The organism is Micromonospora citrea, from assembly GCF_049629545.1.
In the GTDB taxonomy this organism is placed as follows: domain Bacteria; phylum Actinomycetota; class Actinomycetes; order Mycobacteriales; family Micromonosporaceae; genus Micromonospora; species Micromonospora citrea_A.
In genome coordinates this window covers 488,460-507,815 of sequence record NZ_JBNADX010000001.1, presented here as the reverse complement: position 1 = coordinate 507,815, position 19,356 = coordinate 488,460, and the positions used below count along the sequence as shown (strand labels likewise).

The window sequence follows — 19,356 nt, the reverse complement described above, 5'->3', positions numbered from 1 at the left end:
GAAGACGCACCGGACCGCGAACCACTCCCCCGCCGCCTCGACGGGCACCGAACGGTCGTCGGTGGCCGGGCCGTTCACCGACGGGCCCCGCCCTCGGCGATCACCCGGGCGACGAGCAGGCCGGTCCGGGCGGGACCGGGCAGCCAGGTGTCGACGGCGTCGGCCTCGGCGCGCAACCGGCCGTCGTCGACCGGCACACCGCCGTCCCAGGGGGCCGGCCAGGTGGTGAAGCGTCGCACCTCGACCAGTCCACCGGCCACCAGACCGGCCAGGGCCTCGGCGAGCGCGGGGACCGCCTGCTCGACGGTGGACGCGGGATTCCCGCCGGCCCGCCAGGCGTCCGCGATCTCCGGCAGCGGCGCGTCCCCGTGGGACTCGTGCAGCACGAAGCACGCCACGTCGCTCAGGCCGGTCCGCTCACTCATCCGTCCATCTTCCCCACCCGGGGCCGATGAGGTCCGCGCGGGGCTCAGTGTCGCCGGCCCAGCGCGGCGCGCACCGCCTCCTCGGGGGTGTCCACGTGCCGTGGGCCGTCGACCGGCGTGCCCGAGGCGTCCGCCACCCGCCAGCCGCCGAGCACCACCACCGGCACCCCGCCGCGTCGCATCGCCAGCGCCACCTCGCTGAGCGTTCCCCAGGAGCCGCCGACGGCGATCACCGCGTCGGCGCTCCACACCAGCACCGCGTTGCGAGCCTGCCCGAGGTTGGTCAGCAGGGTCGCCGACGCCTCGGCGACCGGACCGGCGGCGCCGCCGTCGTCGGGGCGTACCGCGATCACCAGACCGCCGTGGGCCCGGGCCCCGGCGGCGACCGCGGCCATCACCCCGCCGCCGCCTCCGCAGAGGACGGTCGCGCCGCGCGCCGCCAGCAGCTCCCCCACCCGGCGGGCGTGGGTCAGGTCGGCCGGCGTCGCGGACGCCGGCCCGCAGACCGCCACCTGGACCACGGCCTCACCTCCGCCGCCGAGGTTATCGCCGACGCCGACCGGGTGGCGGATCCGCCACGTCCTGCCGCCGGACGTGGCGCTGCTCCCCGGCGTGGCCGGGGAGCAGCGTGGGTCGGGGATCAGAAGACGGAGACGCGGTACTTGCTCAGCGCCTCCTTGACCGGCTGGAAGAAGGTCTGGCCGCCGGTGCGGCAGTTGCCGCTGCCGCCGGAGGTGAGGCCGAGCGCGACGCTGCCGGCGTAGAGCGGGCCGCCGCTGTCGCCCGGCTCGGCGCAGACGTTGGTGGCGATCATGCCGCGCACGGTGCCCTCGGCGTAGCGGACGGTGGCGTTGAGGCCGGTCACCGTGCCGCTGTGGGTGCCGGTGGTGCTGCCGCGCCGGGTCACGGACTGGCCGACGTACGCGTCACCGGCGCTGGTGATGTCCTGGGAGCCGACGGAGCCGTCGATCGCCACCGAGGTGTTCGTGTAGCGGACGATGCCGTAGTCGTTGCCGGGGAAACTGCTGCCGGTCCGGTCGCCGAGCTTGGTGCTCTGCGCCGAGTTGGCGTACCAGGTGGCCACCACGTCGGTGCAGTGCCCGGCGGTGAGGAAGTAGTAGGTGCTGCCGCTGCGCACGTTGAAGCCGAGCGAGCAGCGGTACCCACCGCCGTAGATGGCGTCCCCGCCGGAGATCCGCGTGCTCAGCGTGCCGGTCAGGTCGGTGGTGCGCGCGGCGCCGCCGGAGGCGGCGACGGACGCCCGGATCCGGGCCCGGTCGGCGGCGGCCACCGTGGTGTCCATGCCGACGACGACCTGGTTGGTGACCGGGTCGACGTAGACGGCGGTGCCGGTGACGCCGAGGTCCACCCGGGACTGCGCGCGTTCCAGCGCGGCGGCGCTGCGGCCGACCAGGCGGGCCTGGCCGCCGGCCGCGCGGACGGTGGCGGCGGCGCGGGCGTCGGTGACCGCGACGACGGTACGCCCCGAGGAGTCGACCCAGGAGCCGGCGGTACGGTCGGCGCCGAGGGTGGCCGTGAGGGTGGCGGCGCGCTCGGCGGAGAGCGGTGCTCCGGCGGCGTGCGCCGGTGACACGGCGACGACGCCGGTGGTGAGGGCGACGGTGACGGCGGACATCACACCACGTCGAGTGAGTCTCACGCGTTCCTCCCGGGGAGTGCTGGCCGGCCGGGATGAGGCCGATCGATGAATGCTGATGCTCGCACCGGCGTCCCGCCCGGGTCGAGGTCTCCGACGTCCGTTTGTGCACCCTTGGTCGGACGGGGGCGGGACCGGTAACGTGCCGGCATGCCATCGACGCTGAGCGAAGCGACGGACCCCTTCTGCCTGCGCGCCGGGGAGAGCGCCGAGCTGCTGCGCGGCCACCCGTGGCGGCGGTTCGTGGTGCTGGGCGACAGCGTCGCGGAGGGGATGTGCGAGCCGGTCGACGGGTACAGCGACCTGCAGTGGGCGGACCGGATCGCCGCCGAGCTGCGCGGGGTCGCGCCCGGGCTGGCGTACCTCAACCTGGGCCGGCGCGGGCTGCGGGCGCACGAGGTGCGCGCGGCCCAACTGGACGCCGCGCTGGCCTTCGCCCCCGACCTGGCGCTGGTGGTGTGCGGCGGCAACGACGCGTTCCGCTCGTCGTTCGACGCGGCGGCGGTGGACGCCGAGGTGGCCGCGATCATCACGCCGTTGCGGCAGGCCGGCGCGGACGTGATCACGGTGGGCATGTTCGACGTCTCGCACAGCCCGGCGGTGCCGGCCGCCCGACGGCCCGGACTGAGTGAGCGGATGCGTCTTCTCTCATCGCACACGGCGGCGCTGGCGGCGCGGCTGGGCTGCCTGCACGTGCACCTCACCGACCACCCGGCGGTGACCGACCCGTCGCTGTACAGCAGCGACGGCCGGCACGGCAGCGCCCGCAGCGACGCCATCGCCGCGGCGGAGACGGTACGCCGCCTCGGCGCGCACCTCGCCGGGCGCCACTGACGCCTGGCACGGGCACCTGCCCGCAGACCGGGACTGGCATCATGGCCGCATGCCGAACGAGGTATGGATGTCGATGGTTCCGCTGGGTGGCGTCGTCCTCGGTGGCCTCCTCTCCTTCGGGGTCCAGCACCAGAGCCAGCGCTCGGCGCAGCGCGCCGAGGATCGACGCAGTGGCCTCGCCCTGGCGGAGAGCCGCCGCGCCGAGCGGCTCGCCCAGCTCGAACGGTTCGTCGAGGTGACGGCCGAGGCGGAGCGCTGCGCCTTCAACCGTCCGGCGACCTGGACGGAGACCGAGGACTGGACCGTCCGGACACAGGCCGTGATGAACCGGGTCTGGGTCGCGGAGCGCCTGATCCGGCTGACGTTCCCGCCCGAGGTGCACGACGCGGCGCGGGCCTACTTCCTCGACCTCAACCTTGTCGTCTGGGAAGGGCTGCCGGAGGGGCAGAGCGTCCGGGACCATCTCGAAGCCAACCGGCTGGCCTTTCTCGACGCCGCCAGGACGGCTGTCGGTTGAGTGGCGACCCAGGGCACAGCGAGCAGCGGCGTGTCCCCCGGGGAGAGCGAACCGGTCCTCGCCGGCAGGTGTCCCTGCTGCTGGTGACGGTGTCGAGTCTGCTCTCGGTCGCCCTGGCGGTCGTGGTCAACGTCGCAACCGGCGGGCAGTTGCCCGGGCGGTTCGCGGCGTACGGCTGGCTGGCCTGGCCCACGGTCGCCACCCTGACCCTCGCCGGGGTGGGCCTGGCCCTGTGGCAGCACCGCCTCGGCCAGGTCGACCCGCGTTCCGCGTCATCCGCCGTCCGGGCGGCGGAGACCCCTCTCCCACCGGGTCAACTTCCGGTCGCGCCGCGACTCGTCGGCCGGGAGGCCGAGATCGCCGCCGTCGAGGAGCTGGTCGTCGCGGGGGCTCAGGTCGTCACACTCTCGGCCTCGGCGGGCACGGGAAAGTCCGCCCTGGCCCTGTCCTACGCCCACCGGGTCCGCGGGCGCTTCCCCGACGGCCAGCTCTACCTCACCCTGGGCGGCGCCGGTCCCACTCCGCTGGCACCGCGGGAGGCGCTGATCCGATTGCTCAGGGCGGTCGGGCGCGACGAGGAGGAACGGCGGGGCACTCTCGAGGAGATGTCGTCACGCTTCCGGTCCGTGGTCGCCGACCAGCGGCTTCTCGTCCTGCTCGACGACGCCTCGGACGCGGCGCAGGTGCGAGCGCTGATCCCGGCGGGCGTGGGCTGCTTGACCCTGGTCACCAGTCGCCGGCTGATCGCCGACCTGCCGGGGGCCGCTGTGCTGACCCTCGACGCGCTGTCGACCGGGCAGGCACTGGAACTGCTCACGGTGACCGTCGGAGCGGACCGGGTCGCCGCGGATCCCTCGGGCGCCCGACGGCTGGTCGAGGTCTGTGCGGGGCTGCCGCTCGCGGTGCACATCGTCGCCTCCCGGCTGCGGGCGCGGCCGAGCTGGACCCTGTCCGCCCTTGCGGACCGGCTGCAGGACGAGAGTCGGCGGCTGGACGAGTTGAGACTGGGCGACACGGCGATCAGGTCCACCTTCCGGACGACGTACGACGAGTTGGACGACATCGACCGGCTGGTGTTCCGGCGAGCCGGCTCGCATCCGGGTGCGGTGTTCGGGGTGACGTCGGCGGCGCGTCGGTGCGGCCTCGACGAGCCTGTCGTGCTGAGCGCCCTGGACCGGCTGGTGGACGCCTTCCTGATCGAGGCGCCGACGCCACGCAGCTACCGACTGCACGACCTGCTGCGGTTGTTCGCAGTGGAGATGCTGCAGCGGCAGGAGACTCCCGGCGACCGTGTCGCGTGTCTGCTCCGGCAACTGGACTGGTTACGGGATCGGGCGGGGACGAGCGGCGGCATCGCGGACGAACGCGACACCGTCCTGGCCGTGCTGCGGACCGCGGTCGCCGAAGGACTCACCGACCAGGCGTGGGCGCTGGTCGAGGCGGTGCACCCGCTGCTGACCGCGGCGGACGACCACAGCTACCGGCTGCCGCTGTGGCGGTCGGCGGCGGAGGCCGCCGCGTCGTCGGGCGACGACCGGAGACGGGTACGCGCGTTGCGATGGGTCTCGCACTCCTACGGCCTGGCCGGTGAGGTGGAGCCCGAGCTGGCCACCGCGCGGGAGGCCCTCGCACTCGCCGAGCGGCTCGACGACCCCGGGGAGCTGGCGCAGACCGCTCGCCGGCTGGGTGAGGCGCTGCGGGCGTACGGCCGACCCGACGAGGCGGAGAGCGCGTTGCTTCGGGCGCTGCGCCTGTTCCGGCAGTCGCACGCGGTCGAGGAGGAGGTCGAGGTCCGCTCGGCGCTGGGCACCCTGTACAACACCGTCGGCCGTCCCCGGGACAGCATTCGGGTGCTGCAACCGGCGGTGGCGCTCCTTCCGGCGCCGAGCACGGCCCTGCACGGTTGGGTGCTCCTCGGGCTGGCCGCGGCGCACAAGCTCGGCGGCCACCGGGTGAAGGCGGCGGAGCTGACGAGACAGGCCTTCGACATCGCCGCGCATCTGGACGACGACTTCCTGCGTGGATACTGCTTCCACGAGCGGGGCTGGCTCGCGGCGGAGGACGAGCGCCATCCCGACGCCGAGCAGGACTTTCGGTCCATGCTGGACATCTTCGTCAGGATCCGGCACGGCGCCGGGGTGGGAGCCGCGAACCGTGCGCTCGGCACCGTGGCGGCCGCCCAGGGTCGTCCGGAGGACGCGGCCTCCGCGTTCGCGGCGGCCATCGCGCAGTACGAGCGGCTGGGCAACCGGGAGGCCGCGGACTCCGTACGACGGTCCCTGTCGGGCGGCGGGCGGGCGGGACCGGTCAGTCGGTGAGGAGCATGCCGGTCATCAGGACGCCGCGGGCCAGGTTGAGCACCCCCTCGCAGCCGGGGTAGCCGACCCGGGCCAGGGCTCCGGAGCCGGTGCGGCCGAACAGGTACGGGGCGATGCTGTACGGCACGTCGGCGGTGACCACCTCGCCGGTCTCGATCTGCACGAAGTCCATCGCCACCCGGTCGGCCGGCATGTACGCCTGCAGGATGTTGCCGCCCCGGGCGATCGCCGCGCGTACCCCGTCGGCCCAGGCGGCCGGGCTGAGTTCCGGGCCGATCAGCACGTCGTGGCCGGCGGAGCCGTCGGCCGGCTTGGCGACCAGGTGTGCCTGGTCGGCGAGGGCCCGGTCCAGTTCGGCCCCGGTGAGCGCCACGGTGTGCGGCACGTAGCGGCGGATCAGCGCCTGGTCGTCGGCGGGGAGCTGGTCGAGGTCCTCGTACAGCCAGGCGAAATTGATCTTGTTGCCGAGCAGCCAGGCGGCGGCGCTGACGAACATCGGCAGGGTGCCGGCCGCCAACGCGCCGGCCACCGCCTCCAGGCCGGCGCTCGGGGTGACCCGGTTGGGCACGAAGAGCCGGAACAGCGCGTCGACCGGCGCGCCGTCGACCACCAGCCGCTTCGCGTCGTCCAACCGGGCCGTGGCGACCGGGGCGATGACCAGGTCGATGCCGAATCCGGCGGCCTGCGCGACCAGGGGCGACAGGATGCGGATGAACGTCTCCGGGTCGTCCAGGCCCGGGTAGTCGGCGTCGAAGTCCATCAGCAGGGCCACCCGGGCCCCGTCGGCCAGCCCCAGCTCGTCGCGGATCGCCACGAACCGCTGGTCGAGCAGGGACGGCGCGGGCCGGGCCGGCACCCCGTCGAGCAGGCCCCGCTCCCGGTACAGCGCGGCGAAGCGCTGGATCACGGTGTCGGCGTCGAAGCCCCCGCCGAGGCTGCTGTCGATGTTGTACTCGACGATCTTCGGCTCACCACCGGAGAGCAGCACGTCCGGCCGGTACGCCGCCAGCAGCGCCTCGGACAACGGCTCGTCCTCGTCGAGCAGCCGGGTGTCGCCCTGCGGCACGCCGAGCAGCGCACGCAGCTCCCCCGCCGTACGGGCACGCCGCCGGCAGGCCTCCAGGATGAGCTGGGCGATCCGGTCGCAGACGTCGTTGAGCTCCCGGAACGAGTCGGCCGTCATCACCGTCGGCCGGGCCAGCCGCCACTGCTTGTTGTACGTCGCCCGGCCGTGGAAGATCCGCTCCCACTCCTGCGCGCCGGCGGCGACCATCGCCCGCCGGGTCTGCTCCGGCAGGCTCTGCCACGCCTGCCCGGCCGGCGGCCACGGGTAGTTCACGTCGGTCATGTTCCGTCCTTGGTGACGAGGTGGATGGCGGCGGTAAGGGCGGCCCGGCCGGGCTGCACGGCCCGGTCCAGCCCGGGGGCGAAGGGGAGCACCGCCCCGTCCGGGCGGGTGACCCGCCGGGGCGGGGCGGCCAGCGGCACCCGTTCCACGACGCTGGTGATGATCTCGGCGGCGATGCCGCAGGACCGGTTGGAGTCGTCGACCACCACCAGCCGGCCCGTCCTCGCCACCGACGCGCACAACCCGTCGAGGTCGAACGGGTAGAGCGTGCGCGGGTCGAAGACCTCCACCGACACCTGCCCGGCCAGCTCCTCGGCGACGGCGAGGGCGTCGTGCACCAGGTGCCCGACGGCGACCACCGTGACGTCGTCGCCGGGCCGGCGTACCACGCCCCGGCCGAGCGGCACCGGGGCGAGGGTGGCGAAGTCGACGTCCTCGCGCACGTCGAGCGCGCCGGCCGGGGCGAAGACCACCACCGGGTCGTCGTGCCGGATCGCCGACACCAGCAGCCCGTACGCGTCGGTCGGGGTGGCCGGCACCGCGGTGACGATCCCGACGTGCGCGAAGAGCGAGTACGGGTGGTCGGAGTGCTGCCCCGCCCAGCCGGTCCGGGAGCCGGAGCCGGGCACCAGGTAGGTGACCGGGGCGGCACACTGCCCACCGGTCATCAGTGGGAACTTGTGCGCGTGGTTGACGATCTGCTCGAAGACCAGGAAGAGCAGCGACGGGATCTGGAACTCCACCACCGGCCGCATCCCCGCCAGCGCCGCCCCGGTGGCGAAGCTGGTGAACGCCTGCTCCGACAGCGGGGTGTCGAGCACCCGGTCCGGGCCGAACCGGGTGAACAGTCCGGCGGTGACGTGCGAGGCGGCCACCCGGATGTCCTCGCCGAGCAGGAACACCCGCTCGTCGCGGGCGAGTTCGTCGGCGAGCGCCCGGGTGAGCGCCCTGCGGTACGACAGCCTGGGCATCAGGCACCTCCCGACCGGGCGGTCAGCCCGCTGGCGTACAGGTGGTCGAGTGCCCCGGCCGGGTCCGGTTCGGGGCCGGCCAGGGCGTACGCGACGGCCGCGTCGAGGGTGGCCTCCACCTCGGCGTCGACGGCGGCCCGCTCGGCGTCGGACAGCCGCCCGCCCTGGATCCGCACCGGGTCCCGGGACCGGCCGGCGGCCACCTCCTCGGCCGGGCGGTAGTCGAGGCGTACCACGTGTTCGAAGGTGTGGTGGGCGTCGAAGCGGTAGGTGCGGGCCTCGATCAGCTCCGGCCCGCCGCCGTCGCGCATCCGCCCGACGGCGGCGGCCGCGGCCGCGCGTACCTCCTGCGGGTCCTGGCCGTCGACGACGGCCGCCGGCATGCCGAACGCCTCGGCGCGGCCGGTGATGGTGCCGGCGACCGCGCCGTCGACGGGCATGGTGGTGGCGTAGCCGTTGTTCTCGCAGACGAACAGGACCGGCACCCGCCAGAGCGCGGCCAGGTTGAACGCCTCCAGCAGCATCCCCTCGTTGACCGCGCCGTCGCCGAAGAAGGTCGCCCCGACCACGTCCTCGCCGCGCCGCCGGTGCGCCCACACCGCTCCGGTGAGGATCGCGCCGGCGGCGCCGACGATGGCGTTGGCGCCGAGCACCCCGACCGAGAAGTCGGCGGCGTGCATCGACCCGCCCCGGCCCCGGTTGAGGCCGGTCTCCCGCCCGCACAGCTCGGCCATCATCCGGGCCGGGTCGGCACCCTTCGCGAGCACGTGCCCGTGCCCGCGATGGGTGCCGGTGACCAGGTCCGTCCCGCGCAGCGCGGCGCACACCCCGGCGGCGATCCCCTCCTGACCGAGGTACGGGTGGATGCCGCCGACGATCGTCCCGGCACGGACCAGGTCGATGGCCCGCTCCTCGAAGCGGCGGATCAGCCGTACCGTGCGGTAGAGCCGGACCGGGTCGGCGTCGGTCACGTGTCGCGCCCCTCCTTCACCGCGGCGAGGATGTCGTCCCACAGCTTCGCCCGGGCGGTCAGCGCCAGGTTGACCGTGTCGGCGCACTCCTGCCACTTGACGTCGTCGTCGCCGCAGAGGTCGGCGAGCATCTGCATCGCCATCGGGGTGTGCTGCTCGCCGTCGACCTCGATGTGCCGCTCCAGGTAGTCGACGAACGTGTGCAGCCGGTTGCTGCGCTCGTTGACGGCGACGACCTGGGTGAACATGTCGGGGATCAGGTCCTCCCGGCCGAACGCGAAGGCCGCGGCCTGACAGTGCACCGGGGTCATCTCGATGATCTTCCAGGTGGTGGCGGCGAACTCGGCCGACGGACCGGGCACACCCGCCTCGGTCAGCGCCTCGCCCACCGGCCGACCGGCCCGCAGCAGGTCGACCAGCCGGTCCACGGCGGTGGTGTCCGCCCCGGCCTCCCGCATGCCCCGCACGTAGAGCTCGAAGTGGCTGATGTAGCCCTCGCCGAGCTCGTCGCTCTCCTCCACCATCACGATGTCGTTGATCAGACGGCGGCTGCCGGTCGGGCCGGTCGGGATCCACGGCACGCTCACGCAGGTGAGCTGCCGCTGCAACGACTTCAGCAGGGACATGAAGTCCCAGACCGCGAAGACGTGGTGCTCCATGAAGGTCACCAGCGCCTCGTGGGTGTCCAGGTTGGCGTAGAGCGGGTGCTTGACGACCACGTCGCGGCGGTCGGTCACCGCCTGCTCCAGCCGCTCGATGCCCGGGTGCGTCCTACCCCAGTCGTACCGTGACATGTCAGCCTCCCTGCGGGGCGCGCTCGCGCCAGATGACCGGGCAGTAGTCGGGGTCGGCGTAGTCCGGCCGCCCGTCGTCGGTGCGGCGGACCAGCACGTCGTGGTTGTAGGACGCGTACGTGCCGTCCGACAGCGGGAACTCCCGCCAGGCGTTCGCGCCGTCCTGCAGGTGCAGCGAGACGGCCCGGCGGGGACGAGCGCTGACGTTGGCGCCGCTGCCGTGGTAGATGCGGCAGTGGTGGAAGCTCATGTGTCCCTTGGGGATCACCATCGGGATCTTGCGGATCTCCGCGCCGTTGTACGCCGCGTTCTCGGCCAGCATCTCCTCCAGCTGGTCGCGGTCGCGCTCGGCGAAGTGCCGCACCACGGTGTCGTCCGCGCCGATCTCGGACCAGCGGTGCGAGCCGTCGACCATGGTGATGGTGCCCATCTCCTCGCCGCAGTCGTGGAACGGGATGAACGCGGTGAGCATGTCCTCGGACGACGAGGACGCCCAGTAGTGCTTGTCGAAGTGCCACGGCACGATGTTCGAGGGCTCACCGGAGATCGGCGGCTTGTAGATCAGCGTCGACTGGAAGACGCGGATCTCGTCGGCGCGGGCCAGCCGGGCGGCGACCGCCCCGATCAGCGGCTTGCGCAGGATCGCGCCGATCGCGTCGTGCTCGTAGTGGACGTAGTCGTTGTGCCGCTGCACCGGCCCCTTCGACGGGTCCCAGTAGGCGAGCTTCGGCGGCCGTGCCGGCAGGGTGCGGTCGCGTTCGCCGTCGTAGTAGCGGTCGGTGGCCGCGGTGAGCGCGTCCACCTCCTCGTCGGTGAACAGCTTCTTCGACAGGTACCAGCCGTGTTCGGCGTAGAAGCGCACGTCCTCGTCGGAGGGGAGCAGCGCCTCCTCCTCGGCGGTCAGTGTCGGATGTGTGGTGGTCATGCCCCAACTCCTCGTGCCGTGCCGGCCCCGACGCCGGGGGTCGCCCCCGCCGCGGCCAGCTCCCGTTCCTTGGCTTCGTAGAGCGCCTTGATGTTGCCGCTGCCGAAGGTGCGCGCCCCGCGCCGCTCGATGAGTTCGAGGAAGAGGGTGCGCCGCACGTGCATCGACTCAGTGAAGATCTGCAACAGCTGGCCGCCGTGGTCGCGGTCGACCAGGATGCCCAGCTCGCAGAGGCGGTCCAGCGGCGCGTCGACCGTGCCGACGCGCCGCTCCAGGTCGTCGTAGTAGGTGGCCGGGGTCCCGGCGAAGCGCACCCCGCGCTCGGCCAGCGCGCCGACGGCGGTGACGATGTCGTCGGTGCGCAGCCCGAGGTGCTGCACCCCGGCGCCGTGGTGCTCGGTGAGGAACGCGTCGATCTGCCCGGGCCGCCGGGACGTGTCCGGTTCCAGCAGCACCAGGGTGACCCGCTCGGAGGCGCTCTGCACCACCGTCGAGTTCATCGCCTGCCCGGCGACCTCGATGTGCTCGGTGAAGATCTCCCGGAAGCCGAAGACCCGCTCGTAGTGGCCGACGATGGCGGCGAGCTGCCCGGGCGGCACGCAGACCGCCAGGTGGTCGACGTCGAGCAGCAGCTTCTGCCCGGCGCCGGCCGCCGGGGCCAGCTCCACCGCCCCGGGCAGGAACTCCGCCCGGTCACCGCGCCGCTCGACGAGACGGTGCAGCACGTCGCCGAAGCCACCGACCTCCGCGGTCACCACCTCGGCGTCCACGCCGGTCCAGGTGCGTGGCGCGGTCACCCCGGTCGCACCCCGGGCCACCAGCTGCGCGTACGCCCCGGCAGCGTCGTCGACCTCCAGGGCCACCACGGCGATCCCGTCGCCGTGCCGACGTACGTACTCGGTGGCGGGATGCTCGGCGGTCAGCCCGGTGGTGAGCACCATCCGGATGTCGCCCTGGGTCAGCAGCAGGGAGCGCTGCCCGTCGAGCCCGGTCTCCGGTCCCCCCTGTCCCCGCAGCTGGAAGCCGACGGCGGTGCCGAAGTAGAAGGCGGCCTGCCGGGCGTCCCCCACGTACAGTTCGATGTGATCGATTCCACGTATGTCCATCTGTCCAGCCCTTCCCCATGTCCCCCCGTGACCGCTGCCCGGGCGCGTGCCGCCCGGGGTGGAGCGTCGATCAGCTGTGCGGCCCGGCCGCCCGCGCGCCCGCCCCGGCGATGCGCCGCAGCAGCAGGCTGACGTTCTGGCCGCCGAAGCCGAACGAGTTGGTCAGTGCGAAGTCGGTCCCGCTCGGCCGGGCCCGCCCACGGACGTGGTCCGCCGGGCAGTCCGGGTCCGGGTCGTCGAGGTGGTACGTCGGGGGCAGCAGGCCCGCGCCGAGCGCCAGCGCGCAGGCCGCCGCCTCCACCACCCCGGAGGCGCCGAGCAGGTGCCCGGTGAGCGCCTTGGTGGAGCTGACCGGCACTCCACCGTCGCCGAAAACCTCGGCCAGCGCAGTCGTCTCGGCGACGTCTCCGAGCTTGGTGCCGGTGCCGTGGGCGTTGACGTAGCCGACGTCACCGGCGGTCACTCCCCCGGCGGCCAGCGCCCGCCGCATGCACTCGGCCGCTCCCGCGCCGTCGGGCCGGGGCGCGGTCGGGTGGTACGCGTCGGTCGTCGCCCCGTACCCGATGACCTCGGCGTAGCCGGTGACGCCGCGTGCGGCGGCGTGTTCGGCGCGCTCCAGCACCAGCAGCGCCGCCCCCTCGGCCAGGACGAACCCGTTGCGCCGGCGGTCGAACGGGCGGCTGGCCTCGGTCGGGTCGTCCCAGCCCCGGGCGAGGGCCCGGGCGTTGCCGAAGGTGTCGGCGAAGGTCGGGAACAGCGGCGCCTCGCTGGCCCCGCAGAGCACCACGTCGGCCTCGCCGGCGCGGATCAGCCGGACCGCGTCGGCGACGGACTGTGCGCCGGAGGCGCAGGCCGTGCCGACCGAGGAGCTGTAGCCGCGGATGCCGTGCGCGATGGCGATCCGCGCCGCCGGCATGTTCGGCAGGATCCCGGTCAGCAGGTACGGGCTGACCGCGGCCCGGCCCCGGGCGGTCCGGGCGATCACCTGCGACTCCAGGGTGGACATGCCGCCCACCCCGCCGACGATCACCCCGATGCGCTGCGGGTCGACGTCCCGGCCGACCTCGATGCCGGCGTCGGCGAGCGCGTCGACGGCGGTGAGCAGGGCCAGCACCACGATCCGGTCCAGCACCTTGCTCTCCGGGCCGGCGACGACCGTGCGCGGGTCGATCTCCGGCAGCAGGCCGGCGACCTCCAGCGACTCCCGGGCGGGGTGCCCCTCGGGCGGGCGGGTCAGCCCCGACTTGCCGCTGGTCAACGCGTCGAAGGTGGCCGCCGCTCCCCGCCCGACGGGGCTGAACAGCCCCATCCCGGTGATGACGGCGGTCATGACGGTGACTCGCTCAGGTAGCGCTCGCGCAGCGCCACCTTGCGGACCTTGCCGGTGACGGTGACCGGGATGTCGTCGGCGCGCACCGGCACCACCCGGCGCAGGGTCGCCCCGACGTCCGCGCCGAGCGCGGCGCGCACCGCCGGGGTGCGGTCGGTGTCCGGGTCCGCGCCGGCGGCCAGTTCGAGCAGCACGTCGGTGACCACCGCGTCGCCCTCGCGGACGATGACGACGGTGCAGTCGGTCACGTCGGGGCAGGCGGCGAGGATCCGCTCCTCCGACAGCGCGGTGAAGAACCACCGGCCGTCCCCGGCGTCGACCGAGTCGACCGCCCGGTCCAGGTGGTAGTAGCGGCCGTCGGCGTCGGCGTACACCAGGTCGCCGGTGAGGTACCAGCCGCGCAGCCGGGACCGGTACGTGGTGACCGAGTCGTTCCAGTAGCCACGGAACAGCGACGGCGAGTCGATGCCGAGCCACCCCACCTGTCCCGGGGGCAGCTCGTTGCCGTCCGGGTCGAGCACGGCGACCTTGGTGAACCGGTACGGGCGGCCCACGCAGCGGCCGTACCGGTCGGTGTCGACGGTGTGCGTGACGTGGAACATCGAGTGCCCCATCTCGCTGGAGCCGAGCCCGTCGATGAAGACCGAGCCGGGCACCCGGGTCACCCCGTCGCGGGTCATCACGTCGCGGGAGCCGACCGCGACCAGGCGGCGTACGTGCGGCTCGTGCGAGCAGTCGCCGGTGTTGAACCACAGCCGCACCGAGTCCAGGTCGTACCCGGACAGGTCGAAGCGGGCCAGCTCCGCCCAGGTGACGGAGAAGCCGAACACGCCGTCCGGGCGCCACCGCTGGATGGCGTCGAGCACCCGCTCCCCGCCCTGGTCGGACAGGAGGAACATCTCCGCCCGGTTGCCCAGCGCCTGGTTGACCATCAGCACGGTCGCGGTGTGCGGGGCGGGCAGCGCGTTGAGGATGCGGCTGGTGCCCTGCGCCTGCGGCATGGACAGCAGGTGCCGGGTGGCGGCGAAGAGGCTGGCGTGCGAGTGCAGCACCGCCTTGGGCACCCCGGTCGTACCCGAGGTGTGGGTGATGACGATCGGATCCTCGTCGTGGTGACGGTAGTGGGCGGGGGCGGCTGCCGGGTCGCCGGCGCCCGCCTCGGCGGGCTGGCCGAGCAGCGGCGCGCCCAGCTCGTGGCCGGCGAGCAGCTCGGTGTGCGCGGCGTCGGCGAGCACCCCGGCGGCCCGCAGCCGGCGGATGTACTCGGCGGCGATCTCCGGGCGCAGCTTGCCGTTCATCAGCGCCGGGATCGCGCCGAGACGGGCCAGGGCCAGGAAGCTGAGCACCATGTCGGCGGCGCCGGTGGCCCAGACCGCCACCGGGTCGCGGGGGCGCACCCCCCGCTCGTGCAGCCAGGCGGCCCGGGCGGCTACCCGCTCGTCGAGCTGGCCCAGGGTCAGCGGCCGCTCGGCCGGGTGCCCGTCGACGGCGCTGTCGAAGGTCAACCCCGGCCCCTGCGGGTCCGCCCCGTGCGCCAGTACCCGGGCGAGCACGTTGCCGGCGCCGATCCCGGTGTCGGCGGCGAGCGCCCCGCGCAGTCCCTTCGTCCTCATGGACTCGTTCCTCCCCCCAGCAGCACCGCGACCGCCCCGGTGGGGGTCCCGTCGGGTGCCTGTTCGATCAGGACCAGCAACGCCTCGTCGGCGTCGCCGTCGTGCAGCAGCAGTTCCGCCTCGGCGGTGGCGTCGGCCCTCGCGTCCCCCGTCGGGCTCAGGCACACCACCGGGCCGTCCAGTCCCCAGCGCGCCGCGACGTGCCCGGCGACGCTGTTCGGCACCGACTGGAAGAAGAACAGCGGCCCGATCCGGCCCCCGGCGGCGACCGTGGCCCGGACGTGCTCGGCGCTGGGCCGGTCCCCCGCCGCGCTGGCCAGCACCACCGCGCAGCGCACCTGCGGCGGGGCGGGGCGTTCGCCGTACCGACGGGTGAGGCAGCGTTCGGCGACCGCGGCCACCAGCGGGTGGAACGGCGAGTGCACGAACCCGGGCAGCGGCGGTGGATCACCGTCGCCGGGTTCGGGCCAGCGCGCCTCGGCCAACAGCCGGGCCGTCGCCGACCCCGCGCTCACGGCGCGCCCACCAGCAGGGCGGTGTTCGCGCCGCCGAAGGCCGCGTTGAGGCTGAGCGCGTACGGGTTGCCGACGGGCCGGGGCGCGTCGGTGACGACGTCCAGCGGGCAGGCCTCGTCGGGGCCGAGCCAGCCGGCGTTGACCGGCAGCTTGCCGTGCCGCAGGGCCAGCACGGTGACCACCAGTTCGAGCAGGCCGGAGGCTTCCAGCGCGTGCCCGTGCAGCGACTTGGTGGAGCTGACCGGGACCCGGTCGGCGAGGTCGCCGAGGGCGAGGCGCAGCGCGGCCGCCTCGGAGGCGTCGCTGTACCCGGTGCCGGTGGCGTTGGCGTTGACGTAGCCGAGCGCGTCGGCGGGCAGTCCCGCCCTGCCCAGCGCCGCCCCGACGGCCCGGGCAAGCCCGCGTCCGGCCGGGTCCGGCTGGCACGGGTGGTACGCGTCCCCGGCCCGTCCCCAGCCGTGCAGGGTCGCGACCGGCTCGGCGCCCCGGCGGCGGGCCGCCCCGGCGGACTCCAGCACCAGCGCGGCCACCCCGTCGCCGAGCAGCAGGCCCTTGCGTCCGGCACTGAACGGGCGTACGGCCCCGTCGGCGGCGAGCGCCCGGCCGGCGTCGAAGAGCGCGAACTGGTCCGGCTCGACCAGGTAGCCGGCGGCGACCACGACCCGTTCCCGGTCGCCCCGGCGGATCATGGCGGCGGCGTCGGCCACCGCCGTGCTCGCCGAGACGCAGGCGCTGGTGTACGTCCTGGTCGGGCCGCCGAGCCCGCACCGCCGGGCCAGGTGCGCGACGAGCGCGGGCACCTGCGGCCCGCCGGGCGCCGCGCCGTCGTCCGGCTCGGCGCTGCCACCGGGAGCCCCGGTCGGGCCGCCGGTGACGGCGATCCGGCCGACGGCCGTGGTCGGACCACCGGTCGCCCCGACCGGCCGGTCGTCGCGGAACGCGCCGGGTTGCGACAGTGGACCGCCGTGGGTGGCCAGCAGCAACGCCGACTCCGTCCGCTGGGCGGCGGTCAGGCCGGCGGACCGGCAGGCGGCGTCGATCGCGTCGGCCAGTTCGTCGGGCAGCGTCCCGACGTCGGGCAGGGTCGCCGCGACGGTCACCCGGCGGCCGGTGGTGTCGAATCGGCGTACCGGCCGGAACGCCGGTGCTCCGTGGAGCACACCGGCGAGCTGCGCGTCGGCGCCCCTGCCCAGGGCGCTGACCGCATGCATTCCGGAGATCGGTACGGGCTCCCGCTCACCCATCTGCGGGGCTGGTCAGCGAGGTGCGGAACACCGCCAGGGCGTCGTCGACGGTACGGATGCCGGCGAGCTGGTCGTCGGTGAGGTCCATCCGCCGGTCGTAGCGCTGCTCGACCAGGTGCACGAGCCAGGCGAGTTCCATCGAGCCGACCCGGTGCGGCACCTGGTCGACGGGTTTCGCGGTCAGTTCGGCGAGCATGCTCACCAGGTCAGCTCGCCCCAGGTCGGGCTGACCGGACATCAGCGGTTGTCGCTGGTCGACCCGGCGACCCGGGCGGCGACCATGGTGGTGAACTCGCCGACGGTCATCAGGGCGAGCTTCTCCGACTCGTCGTCGGCGAACTTCACGCCGTAGCGGTCCTCCACCCGGACGGCCAGGTCGGCCAGGGCCAGGGACTCCAGGTCGACGCCGGACGGACCGAGGGTGGTCGTGTCGTCGACCTCCTCGACGTCGTAGTTCATGTCCTCGAGCTGCTCGATGACGAAGGTGCGGACCTCGTCTCGCATGGCTTTAACCTCTTTTCGTGGGCGAGCTACCGGTGTCCGGTCAGGACACCGTGCACGTGTGGGTCGGCCGTACCGCCGGCGGTCGGCCGGAGGTGGCGCGGCGGCTGTTGCGGCGCGCGGGGTCCGCGCTGCTCGGCCGGGTGGAGCGGGAGGTCGTGGTCGGTCACGGGCCGGACGGTCGGCCGTGGGTGAGGGCCGGGGTCGACGTGCTGCCGGTGAGCGTCAGTCACGGCGACGGTGTGGTGGTGGTCGCCGCCCGTCGGGCCGGAGCGGTCGGGGTGGACGTCGAGCGGCGCCGCCGGCTGCCCGCGGTGGCGCTGGCCCGCCGCTGGTACGCGCCACCGGAGGTCACCTGGCTGCACGGACTGCCGGAGGTCGACCGGGCGGACGGCTTCCTGCTGTTGTGGACGGCCAAGGAGGCGGTCGGCAAGGCGCTCGGCCGAGGGCTGCGCGACGGCGGGTCGCGGCGGCTCATGCCGGTGCCCGAGCATCCCCGGTCGCTGCTGCGTCCGGTCCCCGGGCTGGTCGACGTCCGGGTCGGACACCCGGCGTGCCCGGAAGGGCTGGTGCTGGCCGTCGCGGTCGCCGCGCCGGCCGGCGAGGTGACGGTGCTCCTGCGGTAGCCCGGTGGTGCTCGGCTGCTCGCCCAGCGGGCCGGTCACGGCGCGGCCGCCCGCAGCACGGGCACGGCACGCACCAGCTTGCCGGTGGTGGTCCGGGGCAGTTGGTCGAGCAGGTGCAGGGTACGCGGACGCTTGTAGCCGGCGAGCCGTTCGGCGAGCAGCTTCTCCAGCACCTCCTCCGACAGCGGCCCGTCGGGCTGCACGTAGGCGGTGATGCCGTCGTCGTAGACGACCACGGCGGCGGCGACCCCGGGCAGCCCGGTGAGGGTGCTCTCGACCTCGGTGAGGTCCACCTTCAAACCACCGACGGAGACCTGCGAGTCGAGCCGGCCCTTGATGGTGACCAGGCCGGTGGCCGCATCGACGATCCCGGCGTCGCGGGTGTGCAGCCAACCGTCGGCCCACCGGGTGGGGTCGCTGAGCCCCACGTACGGCGAGGCGGGGCAGCTCACCTGTAGCTCGCCGCCGACCTCGCGCACCTCGATGCCGGGGGCCGGCATGATCGAGGGGCGGTGGCGGCCGTACAGGTCGGTGCCGATCACCCCGACCTCGGTCATCCCGTACATGTTGCCCAGCGGGACGCCGAAGCGGTCGGCGAACGCCTGGGCGGTCGCCGCCGGCACCAGTTCCCCACCGGTGGTCATCCGCTTGAGCTGCGGCAGCGGACCGTCGGCGCGGGTGGAGGCGAGCAGTCCGATGTGGAACGGCACACCGAGCACGGTCGCCGGGGTGTCCTGCGCGCGGATGGCGGCGAGGATGGCGTCACCGCCCAGCCGTTCCGGCGGGGCCAGCTCGACGCCGGCGTGCAGACCGTAGAGCAGGCCGCCGACCAGGCCCAGCACGTGCACCATGGACGGCAGCAGGATGATCCGTTCGCCGGGCAGGGCCACCCCGTCGATGCGGGTGTAGCGGTGCACCTCGGCGACCAGGTCCGCGGCGGTACGCCCGATCACCTTGGACGGCCCGGTGGAGCCGGAGCTGAGCTGGATCACCGCGTGCCCGCTGACGGCGGGGTGCGTCGAGTGGGCGGTGACACCCTCGGTGACGTCGACGAAGATGCGCAGCGCGCCGCCGCCGCTGCGGACCGGGGCGACGACCACCTGCGGGGTGAGTCGTTCCAGCGCCCGGTCGACCTCGTGGTCGGTGAGGCGGTGGTCGAGCAGGATCGCCTGCGCGCCGCTGCGCCAGGTGGCCAGCAGGTTCACCACGTACGCCAGCGAGGGCGGCAGCCGCAGCGCGGCGGCCCCACCGGGACGTAGTCCGGCGGCGGCCAGACGGGTCTGCGCATCGGCGACCAATCGGCGCAAGGTGCCCCGGTCGACTTCTTCCGGAAGTCGCAGACAAATGTCGGCCGCAGACCCGGCGAGCAATACGTCGTCGACCCAGGACTGGTCCTGTGCCGTAAGATTTTCCGTCGGACGATCCATGGTCACTGCCGCCCACCGCCCAGCGTCAAATAGGGCGTAATCCGCCCATCAGGTGCATCTTTCGGGGTGCTGTCGGAACCCTACGACAGCCTCGAGAATCATTGCTAGATGCAAATGGCTAGATCAAAAAAGGCGGCTGGCCGGATTGCCGACGCTCGATCGGACAGGCAGGATCGGGCGCGTACGGTGATGGCGCCGCCACTGTGGATGCATCATGCCCACATGCCCGGGCAC

Annotated in this window: 20 protein-coding genes; 4 read left to right on the top strand and 16 right to left on the bottom strand. The window is 74.0% G+C overall.

What is annotated here, in order from left to right; translation table 11 throughout:
* Positions 1–74: 74 nt before the first annotated feature.
* From ACPFP2_RS02175 to ACPFP2_RS02165, 3 genes are all read right to left on the bottom strand, one after another.
* Positions 75–425 carry a hypothetical protein gene (locus ACPFP2_RS02175; RefSeq protein WP_424085489.1) on the bottom strand — a complete coding sequence of 117 codons (351 nt, stop codon included), beginning with the start codon at positions 423–425 and terminating at the stop codon, positions 75–77.
* Between the two features lie 44 nt (positions 426–469).
* Entirely contained in the window at positions 470–946 is a 477-nt protein-coding gene (locus tag ACPFP2_RS02170; RefSeq protein WP_424085487.1) for a dethiobiotin synthetase, read from the bottom strand.
* Positions 947–1,065: 119 nt separating this feature from the next.
* Positions 1,066–2,061, bottom strand: a complete 996-nt coding sequence (locus ACPFP2_RS02165; RefSeq protein WP_424085485.1) for a S1 family peptidase — start codon at positions 2,059–2,061, stop codon at positions 1,066–1,068.
* A gap of 171 nt (positions 2,062–2,232) precedes the next feature.
* Here ACPFP2_RS02165 and ACPFP2_RS02160 point away from each other — a divergent pair, with 171 nt between their 5' ends.
* The 3 genes from ACPFP2_RS02160 (at position 2,233) to ACPFP2_RS02150 (ending at position 5,751) form a co-directional block, all read left to right on the top strand.
* Positions 2,233–2,916, top strand: a complete 684-nt coding sequence (locus tag ACPFP2_RS02160) for an SGNH/GDSL hydrolase family protein (protein WP_424085483.1) — start codon at positions 2,233–2,235, stop codon at positions 2,914–2,916.
* A 49-nt stretch (positions 2,917–2,965) separates the two neighbouring features.
* Entirely contained in the window at positions 2,966–3,433 is a 468-nt protein-coding gene (locus tag ACPFP2_RS02155; protein ID WP_424085481.1) for a hypothetical protein, read from the top strand.
* Between the two features lie 68 nt (positions 3,434–3,501).
* Positions 3,502–5,751 (top strand): ATP-binding protein, encoded by a 2,250-nt coding sequence (locus ACPFP2_RS02150; protein WP_424085479.1) that lies wholly within the window; start codon positions 3,502–3,504, stop codon positions 5,749–5,751.
* Here the strand turns inward: ACPFP2_RS02150 and ACPFP2_RS02145 are convergent.
* The 12 genes from ACPFP2_RS02145 to ACPFP2_RS02090 all read right to left on the bottom strand — a co-directional run bounded on the left by ACPFP2_RS02145 (position 5,741) and on the right by ACPFP2_RS02090 (position 17,072).
* Positions 5,741–7,099, bottom strand: a complete 1,359-nt coding sequence (locus tag ACPFP2_RS02145; protein ID WP_424085477.1) for a hypothetical protein — start codon at positions 7,097–7,099, stop codon at positions 5,741–5,743. The two genes, ACPFP2_RS02150 and ACPFP2_RS02145, sit on opposite strands and share 11 nt — an antisense overlap.
* Entirely contained in the window at positions 7,096–8,070 is a 975-nt protein-coding gene (locus ACPFP2_RS02140) for an alpha-ketoacid dehydrogenase subunit beta (RefSeq protein WP_424085475.1), read from the bottom strand. Before ACPFP2_RS02140 ends, ACPFP2_RS02145 begins: the two co-directional genes overlap by 4 nt.
* On the bottom strand, positions 8,070–9,041 hold the full coding sequence (locus tag ACPFP2_RS02135; protein WP_424085473.1) for a thiamine pyrophosphate-dependent dehydrogenase E1 component subunit alpha: 972 nt from the start codon (positions 9,039–9,041) through the stop codon (positions 8,070–8,072). The genes ACPFP2_RS02140 and ACPFP2_RS02135 overlap by 1 nt, the downstream gene beginning before the upstream one ends.
* On the bottom strand, positions 9,038–9,835 hold the full coding sequence (locus ACPFP2_RS02130) for a DUF3050 domain-containing protein (protein ID WP_424085472.1): 798 nt from the start codon (positions 9,833–9,835) through the stop codon (positions 9,038–9,040). The genes ACPFP2_RS02135 and ACPFP2_RS02130 overlap by 4 nt, the downstream gene beginning before the upstream one ends.
* 1 nt (position 9,836) lies before the next feature.
* Positions 9,837–10,760 (bottom strand): phytanoyl-CoA dioxygenase family protein, encoded by a 924-nt coding sequence (locus ACPFP2_RS02125; protein ID WP_424085470.1) that lies wholly within the window; start codon positions 10,758–10,760, stop codon positions 9,837–9,839.
* Entirely contained in the window at positions 10,757–11,866 is a 1,110-nt protein-coding gene (hppD, locus tag ACPFP2_RS02120; RefSeq protein WP_424085468.1) for a 4-hydroxyphenylpyruvate dioxygenase, read from the bottom strand. Before hppD ends, ACPFP2_RS02125 begins: the two co-directional genes overlap by 4 nt.
* 70 nt (positions 11,867–11,936) lie before the next feature.
* Entirely contained in the window at positions 11,937–13,196 is a 1,260-nt protein-coding gene (locus ACPFP2_RS02115) for a beta-ketoacyl-[acyl-carrier-protein] synthase family protein (RefSeq protein WP_424085466.1), read from the bottom strand.
* Positions 13,193–14,809 (bottom strand): class I adenylate-forming enzyme family protein, encoded by a 1,617-nt coding sequence (locus tag ACPFP2_RS02110; protein ID WP_424085464.1) that lies wholly within the window; start codon positions 14,807–14,809, stop codon positions 13,193–13,195. Before ACPFP2_RS02110 ends, ACPFP2_RS02115 begins: the two co-directional genes overlap by 4 nt.
* A complete protein-coding gene (locus ACPFP2_RS02105; RefSeq protein ID WP_424085462.1) occupies positions 14,806–15,324 on the bottom strand; it encodes a beta-ketoacyl synthase chain length factor in 519 nt (172 codons plus the stop codon). Before ACPFP2_RS02105 ends, ACPFP2_RS02110 begins: the two co-directional genes overlap by 4 nt.
* Complete coding sequence (locus ACPFP2_RS02100; RefSeq protein ID WP_424085460.1) at positions 15,321–16,568, bottom strand: beta-ketoacyl-[acyl-carrier-protein] synthase family protein; 1,248 nt, start codon at positions 16,566–16,568, stop codon at positions 15,321–15,323. The genes ACPFP2_RS02105 and ACPFP2_RS02100 overlap by 4 nt, the downstream gene beginning before the upstream one ends.
* A complete protein-coding gene (locus tag ACPFP2_RS02095; RefSeq protein WP_088974802.1) occupies positions 16,561–16,806 on the bottom strand; it encodes a hypothetical protein in 246 nt (81 codons plus the stop codon). Before ACPFP2_RS02095 ends, ACPFP2_RS02100 begins: the two co-directional genes overlap by 8 nt.
* Positions 16,806–17,072 carry an acyl carrier protein gene (locus ACPFP2_RS02090; RefSeq protein WP_424085457.1) on the bottom strand — a complete coding sequence of 89 codons (267 nt, stop codon included), beginning with the start codon at positions 17,070–17,072 and terminating at the stop codon, positions 16,806–16,808. The genes ACPFP2_RS02095 and ACPFP2_RS02090 overlap by 1 nt, the downstream gene beginning before the upstream one ends.
* Before the next feature lie 17 nt (positions 17,073–17,089).
* Between ACPFP2_RS02090 and ACPFP2_RS02085 the strand changes: the two genes are divergently transcribed.
* Positions 17,090–17,695, top strand: a complete 606-nt coding sequence (locus tag ACPFP2_RS02085) for a 4'-phosphopantetheinyl transferase family protein (RefSeq protein WP_424085455.1) — start codon at positions 17,090–17,092, stop codon at positions 17,693–17,695.
* Positions 17,696–17,730: 35 nt separating this feature from the next.
* Here the strand turns inward: ACPFP2_RS02085 and ACPFP2_RS02080 are convergent, their stop codons facing one another.
* Entirely contained in the window at positions 17,731–19,122 is a 1,392-nt protein-coding gene (locus tag ACPFP2_RS02080; RefSeq protein ID WP_424085453.1) for a class I adenylate-forming enzyme family protein, read from the bottom strand.
* Between the last annotated feature and the right edge of the window lie 234 nt (positions 19,123–19,356).

Coding starts and splice junctions, on each gene's coding strand:
- ACPFP2_RS02175 (WP_424085489.1), bottom strand. CDS start 425: ATGAGTGAGCGGACCGGCCTGAGCGACGTGGCGTGCTTCGTGCTGCAC.
- ACPFP2_RS02165 (WP_424085485.1), bottom strand. CDS start 2,061: ATGTCCGCCGTCACCGTCGCCCTCACCACCGGCGTCGTCGCCGTGTCA.
- ACPFP2_RS02160 (WP_424085483.1), top strand. CDS start 2,233: ATGCCATCGACGCTGAGCGAAGCGACGGACCCCTTCTGCCTGCGCGCC.
- ACPFP2_RS02155 (WP_424085481.1), top strand. CDS start 2,966: ATGCCGAACGAGGTATGGATGTCGATGGTTCCGCTGGGTGGCGTCGTC.
- ACPFP2_RS02145 (WP_424085477.1), bottom strand. CDS start 7,099: ATGACCGACGTGAACTACCCGTGGCCGCCGGCCGGGCAGGCGTGGCAG.
- ACPFP2_RS02140 (WP_424085475.1), bottom strand. CDS start 8,070: ATGCCCAGGCTGTCGTACCGCAGGGCGCTCACCCGGGCGCTCGCCGAC.
- ACPFP2_RS02130 (WP_424085472.1), bottom strand. CDS start 9,835: ATGTCACGGTACGACTGGGGTAGGACGCACCCGGGCATCGAGCGGCTG.
- ACPFP2_RS02125 (WP_424085470.1), bottom strand. CDS start 10,760: ATGACCACCACACATCCGACACTGACCGCCGAGGAGGAGGCGCTGCTC.
- hppD (WP_424085468.1), bottom strand. CDS start 11,866: ATGGACATACGTGGAATCGATCACATCGAACTGTACGTGGGGGACGCC.
- ACPFP2_RS02115 (WP_424085466.1), bottom strand. CDS start 13,196: ATGACCGCCGTCATCACCGGGATGGGGCTGTTCAGCCCCGTCGGGCGG.
- ACPFP2_RS02110 (WP_424085464.1), bottom strand. CDS start 14,809: ATGAGGACGAAGGGACTGCGCGGGGCGCTCGCCGCCGACACCGGGATC.
- ACPFP2_RS02100 (WP_424085460.1), bottom strand. CDS start 16,568: ATGGGTGAGCGGGAGCCCGTACCGATCTCCGGAATGCATGCGGTCAGC.
- ACPFP2_RS02095 (WP_088974802.1), bottom strand. CDS start 16,806: ATGTCCGGTCAGCCCGACCTGGGGCGAGCTGACCTGGTGAGCATGCTC.
- ACPFP2_RS02090 (WP_424085457.1), bottom strand. CDS start 17,072: ATGCGAGACGAGGTCCGCACCTTCGTCATCGAGCAGCTCGAGGACATG.
- ACPFP2_RS02080 (WP_424085453.1), bottom strand. CDS start 19,122: ATGGATCGTCCGACGGAAAATCTTACGGCACAGGACCAGTCCTGGGTC.